Annotated in this window: 11 protein-coding genes and 1 pseudogene; 11 read left to right on the top strand and 1 reads right to left on the bottom strand. The window is 70.8% G+C overall.

The features are described 5' to 3' along the window. The first annotated feature begins 2 nt into the window (after positions 1-2). The 9 genes from panC (at position 3) to ACGF2V_RS13165 (ending at position 7,802) form a co-directional block, all read left to right on the top strand. Positions 3-1,037 (top strand): pantoate--beta-alanine ligase, encoded by a 1,035-nt coding sequence (panC, locus tag ACGF2V_RS13125; protein ID WP_362630435.1) that lies wholly within the window; start codon positions 3-5, stop codon positions 1,035-1,037. Then, entirely contained in the window at positions 1,034-3,019 is a 1,986-nt protein-coding gene (locus tag ACGF2V_RS13130) for an L-aspartate oxidase (RefSeq protein ID WP_362709715.1), read from the top strand. The genes panC and ACGF2V_RS13130 overlap by 4 nt, the downstream gene beginning before the upstream one ends. After that, complete coding sequence (gene nadC / locus ACGF2V_RS13135; RefSeq protein WP_362709712.1) at positions 3,016-4,116, top strand: carboxylating nicotinate-nucleotide diphosphorylase; 1,101 nt, start codon at positions 3,016-3,018, stop codon at positions 4,114-4,116. The genes ACGF2V_RS13130 and nadC overlap by 4 nt, the downstream gene beginning before the upstream one ends. Then, on the top strand, positions 4,116-4,913 hold the full coding sequence (locus tag ACGF2V_RS13140) for a type III pantothenate kinase (protein ID WP_362630419.1): 798 nt from the start codon (positions 4,116-4,118) through the stop codon (positions 4,911-4,913). Before nadC ends, ACGF2V_RS13140 begins: the two co-directional genes overlap by 1 nt. 139 nt (positions 4,914-5,052) lie before the next feature. After that, on the top strand, positions 5,053-5,643 hold the full coding sequence (locus ACGF2V_RS13145; protein WP_362709757.1) for a hypothetical protein: 591 nt from the start codon (positions 5,053-5,055) through the stop codon (positions 5,641-5,643). 84 nt (positions 5,644-5,727) lie between these two features. Further along, positions 5,728-5,907: a hypothetical protein gene (locus ACGF2V_RS13150; protein WP_362630416.1), complete on the top strand. Its 180-nt coding sequence runs from the start codon at positions 5,728-5,730 to the stop codon at positions 5,905-5,907. 203 nt (positions 5,908-6,110) lie between these two features. Next, positions 6,111-6,755, top strand: coding sequence for a BlaI/MecI/CopY family transcriptional regulator (locus ACGF2V_RS13155; RefSeq protein WP_392911939.1), 645 nt, complete (start codon positions 6,111-6,113; stop codon positions 6,753-6,755). A 9-nt stretch (positions 6,756-6,764) separates the two neighbouring features. Continuing rightward, positions 6,765-7,322: an amino-acid N-acetyltransferase gene (locus ACGF2V_RS13160; protein WP_362630412.1), complete on the top strand. Its 558-nt coding sequence runs from the start codon at positions 6,765-6,767 to the stop codon at positions 7,320-7,322. 144 nt (positions 7,323-7,466) lie between these two features. Next, positions 7,467-7,802, top strand: a complete 336-nt coding sequence (locus ACGF2V_RS13165; RefSeq protein ID WP_362630409.1) for an Lsr2 family protein — start codon at positions 7,467-7,469, stop codon at positions 7,800-7,802. Here ACGF2V_RS13165 and ACGF2V_RS13170 read toward each other — a convergent pair. Next, a pseudogene (locus tag ACGF2V_RS13170) lies at positions 7,781-8,391 on the bottom strand (SCO3374 family protein). The gene ACGF2V_RS13165 and the pseudogene ACGF2V_RS13170 sit on opposite strands and share 22 nt — an antisense overlap. 460 nt (positions 8,392-8,851) lie before the next feature. Here ACGF2V_RS13170 and ACGF2V_RS13175 point away from each other — a divergent pair. Together ACGF2V_RS13175 and ACGF2V_RS13180 are read left to right on the top strand one after the other, a co-directional pair. After that, entirely contained in the window at positions 8,852-11,380 is a 2,529-nt protein-coding gene (locus ACGF2V_RS13175; protein ID WP_362630406.1) for an ATP-dependent Clp protease ATP-binding subunit, read from the top strand. Positions 11,381-11,940: 560 nt separating this feature from the next. Beyond that, positions 11,941-12,630 carry a M23 family metallopeptidase gene (locus ACGF2V_RS13180; RefSeq protein ID WP_362629341.1) on the top strand — a complete coding sequence of 230 codons (690 nt, stop codon included), beginning with the start codon at positions 11,941-11,943 and terminating at the stop codon, positions 12,628-12,630. Positions 12,631-12,670 lie beyond the last annotated feature (40 nt).

Raw genomic sequence — 12,670 nt, forward strand, 5'->3', positions numbered from 1 at the left:
CCATGCCCACCACTGCCCGCACCTCCGCGCCCGCCCCCTCGGCCACCCTCCTGCGTACCGCCGCCGAACTCGGCGCCTTCGCCCCGCTCAAGGGCCCCCGGGCCGTCGTCATGACCATGGGCGCCCTGCACGAGGGCCACGCCACCCTGATCCGTACCGCGCGTGCGGCGGTGGGTCCGGACGGACAGGTCGTCGTCACCGTCTTCGTCAACCCGCTCCAGTTCGGCGAGGCGGCCGACCTGGAGCGCTACCCCCGCACCCTCGAAGCCGATCTCGCCGTGGCGGGCGCGGCGGGGGCGGACGCCGTCTTCGCGCCGTCCGTCGACGAGGTCTACCCCGGCGGCGAACCGCAGGTCCGGATCTCGGCGGGCCCCATGGGCGAACGCCTCGAAGGCGCCTTCCGCCCCGGGCACTTCGACGGCATGCTCACCGTCGTCGCCAAGCTCCTTCATCTCACCCGCCCCGACCTCGCGTTCTACGGGCAGAAGGACGCGCAGCAGCTGGCGCTGATCCGCCGCATGGTGCGCGACCTGAACTTCCCGGTGGAGATCGTCGGCGTACCGACCGTCCGCGAGCCGGACGGCCTCGCGCTCTCCAGCCGCAACCGCTTCCTGGACGCCGAGGAGAGGCGCACCGCCCTCGCCCTGTCCCGGGCCCTGTTCGCGGCGCGGGACCGGCTCGTCGCCCAGCAGGCGCTGCATGCCCGCGCCCAGGCCACCGCGGCGACCACCGACAGGGCCGCCGCGCTCACCGAGCTCGGCGAGGCCCGCGCCGCCGCCGACACGCAGGCGGTGGCCCTCGCCCGTCCCGTGGACGGACCCGCGGCGGTACGGGCCGCGGCGCGGCTGGTCCTCGACGACGCCGCTGCCGAGCAGCCGCCGCTGGTCCTGGACTACCTCGCGCTCGTGGACCCGTCCGACTTCACCGAGGTCCCCGACGACCGCACCACCGGCGACGCGATCCTCGCGGTCGCCGCGAAGGTCGGCGCCACCCGCCTCATCGACAACATCCCGCTGACCTTCGGAGCCACCCCGTGACCGGAATACGCCACCCCGCGACCGGCATACGGCTGACCGCCCCCGCCCCCGGCTGGTCCATCGACGCCGATGTCGTGGTGGTCGGCTCCGGCGTGGCCGGTCTCACCGCCGCGCTGCGCTGCGCCGCCGCGGGCCTCGCCACCGTCGTCGTCACCAAGGCCCGTCTCGACGACGGCTCCACCCGCTGGGCGCAGGGCGGCATCGCCGCGTCCCTCGGCGAGGGCGACACCCCCGAGCAGCACCTGGACGACACCCTGGTCGCGGGCGCGGGCCTGTGTGACGAGGACGCGGTACGGACCTTGGTGACCGAGGGCCCCGACGCCGTACGCAGGCTCATCGCGACCGGCGCCCGCTTCGACACGACGGACGGCGGCGACATCGCGCTGACCCGCGAGGGCGGCCACCACCGCAGCCGCATCGCCCACGCGGGCGGCGACGCGACGGGCGCCGAGATCTCCCGGGCCCTGGTCGCGGCGGTCCGCGAGGCCGCCCTGCGCACCATCGAGAACGCCCTCGTCCTGGACCTCCTCACCGACGCCGACGGCCGTACCGCCGGCGTCACCCTGCACGTCATGGGCGAGGGCCGGCACGACGGCGTCGGCGCGGTCCGAGCCCCCGCCGTGGTGCTCGCCACCGGCGGAATGGGCCAGGTCTTCTCGGCCACCACCAACCCGGCCGTCTCCACCGGGGACGGCGTGGCCCTGGCGCTGCGGGCCGGAGCGGAGATCTCCGACCTCGAATTCGTCCAGTTCCACCCCACGGTCCTCTACCTCGGCGCCGACTCCGAGGGCCAGCAGCCCCTGGTGTCGGAAGCGGTACGAGGCGAGGGCGCCCATCTCGTCGACGCGTCCGGTACGCGGTTCATGGTCGGGCAGCACGAACTGGCGGAACTGGCCCCGCGCGACATCGTCGCCAAGGCCATCACGCGCCGCATGGAGCTGCACGGCACCGAGCACATGTATCTCGACGCCCGCCACTTCGGGGCCGCCATGTGGGAGCGGCGCTTCCCCACGATCCTGGCCGCCTGCCGCGCCCATGGCATCGACCCGGTCACCGAGCCCATCCCGGTCGCACCCGCCGCGCACTACGCCTCCGGCGGCGTACGCACCGACCTGCGCGGGCGCACGACCGTCCCTGGCCTCTACGCCTGCGGCGAGGTCGCCTGCACCGGCGTGCACGGCGCGAACCGGCTGGCATCCAACTCCCTCCTGGAGGGTCTCGTCTTCGCCGAACGCATCGCGGCGGACATCGTCGAGCGGGCGAACGGCGCCGAGCGGACGAACGGCATCGACGCCATCGAGGAGACGGGCGGCGCCGAGCAGGCCCCCACTGCCGCGCAGGCCCTCACCACGCGGGCCCTCACCACTGAGGGGACCACCACCGGCGAAGGGAGCGACGGCCAGTCCCTCGCCGCTGCCGCGAACCCGGACGTCCCCGTCCCGTCCCCGCTGCTCGGCCCCGAGGAACGCGGCACGGTCCAGCGGATCATGACTCGGGGCGCCGGTGTCCTCCGCTCGGCGGAGAGCCTGGCCGCCGCCGCCGAGGCGCTCGAAGCCCTGCACGACGGCGCCGCCCGCGCCGCCGCCGCGGACACCGGTCTCCCGGGCTACGCCGCACCGGACGCCGGTCCGCCCGGCGCCGCCGCCCCGGAAACCGACCATCCCAAGCCCGCCGAGCCCGGTGTCGAGGCGTGGGAGGCGACCAACCTGCTGCTCGTCTCGCGCGTCCTGGTCGCCGCCGCCCGCCGCCGCGAGGAGACCCGCGGCTGCCACTGGCGCGAGGACCGGCCCGAGCGCGACGACGAGAACTGGCGCCGCCACCTCGTCGTCCGGCTCACCCCGGAACGCCGGCTCGTCCTTCGTCGGACGCAGACCGCGGCATTCGGGCCCGTACGCTCCGCGCAGGCGCCAGACTGCGCGGCAGTACCGCCGATCCGCCCCGACGACCACCCCGCCGACGTGACCAAGGAGTCGCAACCGTGAGCACGCCCGAAGACAATCCGCGCCCCACCCCCGTGGACGTACCGCTGATCCAGATCGGTGTGCCCGCCCCCTCCGCGGGCGGCGGCTGCGGTGACGGCTGCGGCTGCGGCGCCGACGGGGCCCAGGACACCGACGGATGGGAGTGCGGCCTCGACGCCGACCTCGCCCGGCTCCTCGCCGACGCGGGCCTGGACCCGGTCCAGGTCGAGGACGTGGCGCACGTCGCCCTCGCGGAGGACCTCGACGGCGGGGTCGACGTCACCACCGTCGCCACGGTCGCCGAGGACGCCGTGGCCACCGGGGACTTCACCGCCCGCGAGGCCGGTGTCGTGGCCGGCCTGCGCATCGCCGAGGCGGTCCTGTCGATCGTGTGCACCGAGGAGTTCACGGTCGAGCGGCACGTCGAGGACGGCGACCGGGTCGCCCCCGGCCAGAAGCTGCTGACCGTCACCACCCGCACCCGCGACCTGCTGACCGGTGAGCGCAGCGCGCTCAACCTGCTGTGCCGGCTCTCCGGCATCGCGACCGCCACCCGTGCCTGGGCCGACGTGCTGGAGGGGACGAAGGCCAAGGTCCGCGACACCCGCAAGACCACTCCGGGCCTGCGCGCCATGGAGAAGTACGCGGTGCGCTGCGGCGGTGGCGTCAACCACCGCATGTCCCTGTCGGACGCCGCACTGGTCAAGGACAACCACGTCATCGCGGCGGGCGGGGTGGCCGAGGCGTTCAAGCGGGTACGGGACGAGTTCCCGGACGTACCGATCGAGGTCGAGGTCGACACCATCCAGCAGGTCCGGGAGGTCCTCGACGCGGGGGCCGACCTGATCCTGCTGGACAACTTCACGCCTCTCCAGACCGCCGAGGCCGTCGCCCTGGTCGCCGGACGCGCGGTCCTGGAGTCGTCCGGGCGCCTCTCCCTCGACACCGCGCGCGCCTACGCGGAGGCGGGCGTCGACTACCTGGCCGTCGGCGCGCTCACCCACTCCTCGCCGATCCTCGACATCGGCCTCGACTTCCGCGACACCACCGACACCGACGCCCGCCGCCCCACTGGCACCGACGCCCCGGCGGCCGACACCGACGGGACCGACGCCTGATGCTGCTCACCATCGACGTCGGCAACACCCACACCGTCCTCGGCCTGTTCGACCGGGACGAGATCGTCGAGCACTGGCGGATCTCCACCGACGCCCGCCGCACCGCCGACGAACTCGCGGTCCTGCTGCAGGGCCTCATGGGCGCCCATCCGCTGCTCGGCGAGGAGCTCGGCGACGGCATCGAGGGCATCGCGATCTGCTCCACGGTCCCCGCCGTCCTGCACGAGCTGCGCGAGGTGACCCGCCGCTACTACGGCGACGTCCCCGCGGTCCTCGTGGAGCCGGGCATCAAGACCGGTGTGCCCATCCTGATGGACAACCCGAAGGAGGTCGGCGCGGACCGCATCATCAACGCGGTGGCCGCCGTCGACCTGTACGGCGGTCCGGCGATCGTCGTCGACTTCGGCACGGCCACCACCTTCGACGCGGTCTCCGCGCGTGGCGAGTACACCGGCGGGATCATCGCGCCCGGCATCGAGATCTCGGTCGAGGCGCTCGGCGTCAAGGGCGCCCAGCTCCGCAAGATCGAGCTGGCCAGGCCGCGCAGCGTCATCGGCAAGAACACGGTCGAGGCGATGCAGGCCGGGATCATCTACGGCTTCGCCGGCCAGGTCGACGGTGTCGTCGCCCGGATGAAGAAGGAGCTGGCGGCCGACCCCGACGACGTCACGGTCATCGCGACGGGCGGCCTTGCTCCGATGGTGTTGGGCGAGTCCTCCGTCATCGACGAGCACGAGCCGTGGCTGACTCTCATCGGCCTGCGGCTGGTGTACGAGCGGAACATCTCCCGGATGTAGCGGGCCACCGGGCCCACCTGCGGGAACGGTGCGGCGCAACGGGGGCCGCCGCCGCGCCGCCGACGCCCAATTAAGCGGATTTTGTCCGTTTAGCACGTATTGTCGCATCATGCCCACGCCTTACGGATCACGCGGCGGTATGGCGTTCGGCGCGGACGAGCTGCGTGTGCTCCGACGCGCCCTCGCCGTCGCCCTGCACCCCGCCCCCCTGCCCGACGAGGATGTCCAGGACTGCCTGCGGCTGGCGGGCGCGGTCGACGAGGCGGTGGGCGAGGCGGGACGGCTGCGCGCCTTCCTCCTCGCCGACCTCGCCCGCTACCGCGACGCCCTTCCCGGCTCCGCCAGCGGTTACCTGGACCTCCTCCAGGACGCCCTCGCGGGCGGGTACGACCCATGCCCCGACGATCTCGCCGCGCTGCGCGCCCTGCGGCACCGGCCTGCGGCGGCCGCGCTCCTGGGGCGCTGTCAGGTGCTCGCGGAGCGGTCGGTACGGGCCCGCCTCGCCGGGCGCGCGGTCTCCGCGGCACCCCCCGCGCCCCGGAGCCACCTCCTCGCCCTGCCCGGCGGCCGGGCGGGTGACGCCGAACCCGAACGGCCCAGGACCCCGGAGAAGCCGCCCCGGCCCGTCCCGCCGTCCGAGCGTCCGGCGGCGCCCAAGCCCTCCGAGGTGTTCCCGCCGCGCCGCCGCCCGGCCCCGCCGTCGCCGCCGAAGCAGCGGGCCGTCGGGTAACCGCGCGACGCGAGGCCGGACGGCCGCTTCGCCACCCCGAGGGCGCGCGTGGACGTCCGTACCGGCCTCGCTACTCTGGAAGTCATGGACTATGTATCGGCGCTCGTGCCCCCCGTGGTAATGGCGATCTTCTTCATCGGCATCGTCATGACGATCATCAAGAGCCAGGGTGGTCCCAACAAGGCCAAGGAGGACGCGGCCGTGGACGCGGCGATGAGCCGCGCCGAGTCGGTCCAGCAGGCTCCGCGGAGCGGTGGCGCCTGAGCGCTTCCGTCCGCACTCCTCGACCGGTACCCCGCACCCGCCACTCCGCGTCCGGCGGTGCGCATGCGGTGCTGCGCGAAAGGGCGTACGGCTCGTCATGGACCGTGCGCCCTTTCGTATCGCACGAATAAGCGCGCATTTCGGACAATGAGCACTAAAATGCCACTGTGCCCCGTCCATTGGGAGAACTGGAAGACGCCGTGATGACACGGGTCTGGCAATGGAACCGTCCGGTGACCGTGCGAGAAGTCCTCGAAGACCTTCAACGGGAACGCTCCATCGCCTACACCACCGTCATGACGGTAATGGACAATCTCCATCAGAAGGGCTGGGTGCGCAGGGAAGTCGACGGCCGCGCATATCGATATACGGCGGTCTCCACCCGCGCCGCCTACTCGGCCGCACTGATGAACGAAGCATGGTCGCGCAGCGACAACCCGGCGGCCGCCCTGGTCGCCTTCTTCGGCATGATGTCGGCCGAACAGCGCGAGGCACTCCGGGACGCCATGAGGATCGTTCGCCCGGGCCGGCCGGAGACTTCGCCGCTTCCGGAGCGTGAGGCGCCGGACGAACGGCCCGATATCCCGTCCGACGTTCCGGCCCGGCCCCCGGCGGGCGAACCGAAGAGCGAACCCGCGAACAGGCCCGCGGACGAACCCGCGAACGGGCCCGCGGGCGGGCGCGAGGCCGGGGAGGGCGGAGAGTCGGCCGCGGGCCGCCCCGCGCGGCAGCCCGCCGACCAGGCCGTACAAGAAGCCGGGGGCCGGCCCGCACGAGGGGGCGGACGACGGCCGGGAGAGCGGGCCGGTGTTCCGGCCGATGACGCCGGACCCGCCTCCGGGCGATAGCGTCGGGGTATGTCCTCAGAGCTTCCGCATAGCGATTTCCATACCGAGCCGTCGGTTATAAACGCGGCCGTCACCGTCCGGCGTGCCAGGACCAGTGATGTGACATCGGTCCGCCGTCTCCTCGACGGGTACGTACGTGAAGGCATCCTGCTCGACAAAGCGACGGTGACACTTTACGAGGACATCCAGGAGTTCTGGATCGCGGAACGCGACGAGGACGCTCGTGTCATCGGATGCGGTGCGCTGCACGTGATGTGGGAAGACCTGGCCGAAGTGCGTACTCTCGCGGTCGATCACAGCATCAGGGGAGCCGGAGTCGGCCATCAAGTACTGGACAAGTTGTTGCAGACCGCCCGTTGGCTGGGCGTACGCCGGGTTTTCTGTCTGACCTTCGAAGTCGACTTCTTCGCGAAGCACGGCTTCGTGGAGATCGGAGAGACACCGGTCGACGGAGATGTCTACAGCGAGCTGCTGCGTTCCTATGACGAGGGTGTCGCGGAGTTCCTGGGTCTCGAGCGAGTGAAGCCGAACACCTTGGGCAACAGTCGGATGCTTCTGCACCTGTGACCGTCACAAGAAGCCGTGGCCCTATGTCCGAATCGCGCACGTTTCCCGGCTTCTCGCGATCCTGAACCTCTGCCGAGGGTTTGTGTTTTCCGAAGAAAAGCGGTTTCCTTTCCGCGTACTGCATTTTCGATGAAAGGAAATCCGGTGGCACAGAAGGTTCAGGTCCTTCTTGTCGATGACCTCGACGGCGGCGAGGCGGACGAGACGGTCACGTTCGCTCTCGACGGCAAGACGTACGAGATCGACCTCACCACGAGCAACGCGGACAAGCTCCGCAGCCTTCTCGAGCCGTACACCAAGAGCGGCCGGCGCACGGGTGGTCGCGCGACGTCCGGTCGTGGCAGGGGTCGCGCCGTGGCCGGCGGTAACAAGGACACCGCGGAGATCCGCAAGTGGGCGCGCGAGAACGGTCACAACGTGAACGACCGCGGCCGTGTCCCCGCCGAGATCCGTGAGGCTTACGAGAAGGCCAACAGCTGAGCGGTCGACCCGTCGGTCGACCGCCCCGCTCGGGCACGCATCAACCTGGCCCGGTGGCTCTCGGTGGCCAACGCGTCCACGAGCCGCACGAGATCGGGAGCATCCCCACCCCTGCTCCCGAGCCCGGTGAGGTCCAAAGGCCCCGGCCCTCCCTCGCGCGGCAGCCCGGGGGCCGCAACCACACCGCGGCCCCTGACCGGCCCGCCGCCCCACCGGGCGGTGCCGGAGCGTCGATCCGGCCGCCCCTGCCGACGGCGGTCAGCGAGAGGGTGACCCCGCCCCACTCCAGCCAGTCGAGCAACCCGGGCAGTTCCTCGGCGCTTCCTGCGGCCACCAGCAGGCTCGTCCGGGAGCCGGTCGAGGCCACCGGCCCGTCGGTGCGACCCACCCGCCGCAGCACCGCGCGGCCCACGGCTGCGGGCACTTCGAGAACATCGATCAGCAGTCCGGTCGGCAGCCGCACCGGTGCGACGCCCTCGGTCGCCCGGCCGAGCTCGCGCTCGTACCACCGCGCCCAGCGCGCGCCCTCGTCGTGCCCTTCCCGCCCGCCGTCGGGCGAGGGCGGGGGAGGCGGGGAGGTGTCGGCCATGCCGGTGGAACGCCCGGCCTCCCTCCGGCGTTACGCATTGTCCGCGACCGGATGCGGCATGTGTGCGGGACGGGGTGTGAGTACGGGTCAGGCGGCGCAAAAATGTTCGCCCATAGCGGAGGGAACCGCCGCGCGTCGCATGGACCGTCTGTAATTGCGGGTATGACATCCCTAGTGGGGAGGGGCGACACGCGGGCCCGGACATCTCCCGTTCGCCAACGGCGTAGTGGCGAAAGGCGTATCTGTCTGGCCTGCGGGAACATCGTCTCGCACCATCGGGTTGGAGCAGATGTCGGCGTTCGGGCGACGGGGAGGCGGCAACTCCGTCCTCGCGGGAGCGGGGTGATCCGACCGGTGTCGGCAGTTGGAATGAGCGGTCCCCGCTTGCGGGACTAAGCTGCGGAAGGACAGGGAGGGGACCGACCCCTTACTGCCTGACCGCTCTGAGGAGCGATTAACGATGTTCGAGAGGTTCACCGACCGCGCGCGGCGGGTTGTCGTCCTGGCTCAGGAAGAAGCCCGGATGCTCAACCACAACTACATCGGCACCGAGCACATCCTCCTGGGCCTGATCCACGAGGGTGAGGGTGTCGCCGCTAAGGCCCTGGAGAGCCTCGGGATCTCGCTCGAGGCGGTCCGCCAGCAGGTGGAGGAGATCATCGGCCAGGGCCAGCAGGCCCCGTCCGGGCACATCCCCTTCACGCCCCGGGCCAAGAAGGTCCTGGAGCTGTCGCTCCGCGAGGCCCTCCAGCTCGGCCACAACTACATCGGCACCGAGCACATCCTGCTCGGCCTGATCCGCGAGGGCGAGGGCGTCGCCGCCCAGGTCCTCGTGAAGCTCGGAGCCGACCTGAACCGGGTGCGGCAGCAGGTCATCCAGCTGCTCTCCGGCTACTCCGGCAGCAAGGAGGCGGCCACCGCGGGCGGACCCGCGGAAGGAACCCCTTCCACGTCCCTGGTGCTCGACCAGTTCGGCCGGAATCTCACCCAGGCCGCCCGCGAGTCCAAGCTCGACCCGGTCATCGGGCGCGAGAAGGAGATCGAGCGGGTCATGCAGGTGCTGTCCCGCCGTACCAAGAACAACCCCGTGCTCATCGGCGAGCCCGGCGTCGGCAAGACGGCGGTCGTCGAGGGCCTGGCGCAGGCCATCGTCAAGGGCGAGGTGCCCGAGACCCTCAAGGACAAGCACCTCTACACCCTGGACCTCGGCGCCCTGGTCGCCGGCTCCCGCTACCGCGGTGACTTCGAGGAGCGCCTGAAGAAGGTCCTCAAGGAGATCCGTACCCGCGGCGACATCATCCTGTTCATCGACGAGCTCCACACCCTGGTGGGCGCGGGTGCCGCCGAGGGCGCGATCGACGCCGCCAGCATCCTCAAGCCGATGCTGGCCCGCGGCGAGCTGCAGACCATCGGGGCCACGACGCTCGACGAGTACCGCAAGCACCTGGAGAAGGACGCCGCGCTGGAGCGCCGCTTCCAGCCCATCCAGGTCGCCGAGCCGTCGTTGCCGCACGCGATCGAGATCCTCAAGGGTCTGCGCGACCGCTACGAGGCCCACCACCGCGTCTCCATCACGGACGAGGCGCTGGTCCAGGCCGCGACGCTGGCCGACCGGTACATCTCGGACCGCTTCCTGCCGGACAAGGCGATCGACCTGATCGACGAGGCCGGGTCCCGGATGCGCATCCGCCGGATGACCGCGCCGCCGGACCTCCGCGAGTTCGACGAGAAGATCGCGGGCGTCCGCCGCGACAAGGAGTCCGCGATCGACTCGCAGGACTTCGAGAAGGCCGCGTCCCTGCGCGACAAGGAGAAGCAGCTCCTCGCCGCGAAGAGCAAGCGCGAGAAGGAATGGAAGGCCGGCGACATGGACGTCGTGGCCGAGGTCGACGGCGAGCTGATCGCCGAGGTCCTGGCCACCGCGACCGGCATTCCCGTCTTCAAGCTGACGGAGGAGGAGTCCTCGCGTCTGCTGCGCATGGAGGACGAGCTCCACAAGCGTGTCATCGGTCAGAAGGACGCCATCAAGGCCCTTTCGCAGGCGATCCGCCGTACGCGGGCCGGCCTGAAGGACCCGAAGCGCCCCGGTGGTTCGTTCATCTTCGCCGGCCCGTCCGGTGTCGGTAAGACCGAGCTCTCCAAGACACTCGCCGAATTCCTCTTCGGCGACGAGGACGCGCTGATTGCTCTCGACATGTCGGAGTTCAGCGAGAAGCACACGGTTTCCCGCCTCTTCGGTTCTCCCCCCGGTTACGTGGGTTACGAAGAGGGCGGCCAGCTCACCGAGAAGGTGCGTCGCAAGCCGTTCTCCGTCGTTCTCTTCGACGAGGTCGAGAAGGCCCACCCCGATATCTTCAATTCCCTGCTCCAGATTCTGGAGGACGGTCGTCTGACCGACTCCCAGGGTCGGGTCGTGGACTTCAAGAACACGGTCATCATCATGACGACCAACCTCGGGACCCGGGACATCTCCAAGGGCTTCAACCTGGGCTTCGCCGCTCAGGGCGACGTCAAGACCGGCTACGAGCGGATGAAGAACAAGGTCAACGAAGAGCTCAAGCAGCACTTCCGCCCCGAGTTCCTCAACCGTGTCGACGACACGGTCGTCTTCCACCAGCTCAGCGAGGAAGACATCGTCCAGATCGTCGACCTCATGATCGCCAAGGTGGACGAGCGCCTGAAGGACCGCGACATGGGCATCGAGCTGAGCTCGGAGGCCAAGTTGCTCCTGGCGAAGAAGGGCTACGACCCCGTGATGGGCGCCCGGCCGCTGCGTCGGACGATCCAGCGCGAGATCGAGGACGTCCTCTCCGAGAAGATCCTCTTCGGCGAACTGCGCCCCGGCCACATCGTGGTCGTCGGCACCGAGGGCGAGGGCGAGGAGAAGAAGTTCACCTTCCGCGGCGAGGAGAAGTCGGCGCTGCCTGACGTCCCGCCGATCGAGCAGGCGGCGGGCGGCACGGGTCCGAACCTGTCGAAGGACGTGTGACGGGACGCGTGAGAACGCCGTGAGGACGCGATCGGGCGTCTGAACGAACCCACAGGGGCTGCCCCGGACCGAACGGTCCGGGGCAGCCCCTTTTCCGCGCCTTCGACGAGAGACGGCACGCGCCGGTGCGTCGCCAGTGTGCCGGTCGGGCGGTGAGCCGAAGGTCCCGAAACGGACGGACTTCGGGCCTGCCGGGGTGAGAAGGCGCACAGCGCGATTCGGGCCTACTACGACCGATAGGCGAGCAGGCCGTGATCGCCGTGATGGTCCGGGTCCCCGCGTGAGGAGGGTTGTCCGGAGCCGGAGAGAAAGAAACGCGGATAAGTATGTTTAGTCCGTTTACAGGGGTTTTGGGCTGCGGTTGAGCGCGCTCCGGGTGGTGGTCCCGGCGGGGTGGGATTCGATGGCGGACAGGGTGTGTTCCGGGGGTTTTGAGGGCCGCCTTCTACGGCTTTTGTTCGTAGATAGGGGGTTTGAGCAGCGGCGGGGGCGCGGGTTACCAAGGAACGGCCAGCCCGGCCGAAGCGTCGGGTCCCGTCATCCCCGGAGGATTTCCGCATATGTCGAAGCGCGTTCTGTTCCAGCACTCCCGCCGCCCGTCCCTGTCCCGTGTCCGTGGCGCCGTGGTGGCAGCCGGTCTGGGGACGACGATGGTGCTCGGCGCGGGTGCTGCGTTCGCGGCCGACACGATGGGCTCCCCCAACGTCGTCCACCTGGTCGACGGCACTGCCGCCCAGTCGGTCGCCAAGCAGGCGGCCGTGCAGGGCAAGGCGGCCAAGGCCGCCGAGGCCGAACGCGTGGCGGCCGTCAAGGCGGCGGCGAAGAGGGCGGCCGCCTGGGAGAAGCCGGTGAGCCGCTACGTGCTGAGCGCGAGCTTCGGCAACGACGGCAGCCGCTGGGCCCACAAGCACTCCGGCCAGGACTTCGCCGTTCCGGTCGGCACGAAGGTCGGCGCCGCGCACAGCGGCGTCGTCGTGAAGGCCGGCCCGAACGGCGGCGGCGACGGCCCGGCGTACGGCAACGCCGTCGTGATCAAGCACGGCAACGGTACGTACTCGCAGTACGCGCACCTGTCGCAGATCGACGTGCACGTCGGCCAGAAGGTGACGACCGGCGAGCGGATCGCGCTCTCCGGCAATACCGGCAATTCCAGCGGTCCGCACCTGCACTTCGAGGTCCGTCACACCGCCGACTACGGCTCCGCGGTCGACCCGGTCTCGTTCCTGCACACGAAGGGCGTCGGGGTCTGACCCGACCACCACCGGGCCCGGAACCGGGTCCCACGGACCT

The sequence above is a fragment of the Streptomyces sp. NPDC047982 genome (assembly GCF_043204165.1).
Taxonomy (GTDB): domain Bacteria; phylum Actinomycetota; class Actinomycetes; order Streptomycetales; family Streptomycetaceae; genus Streptomyces.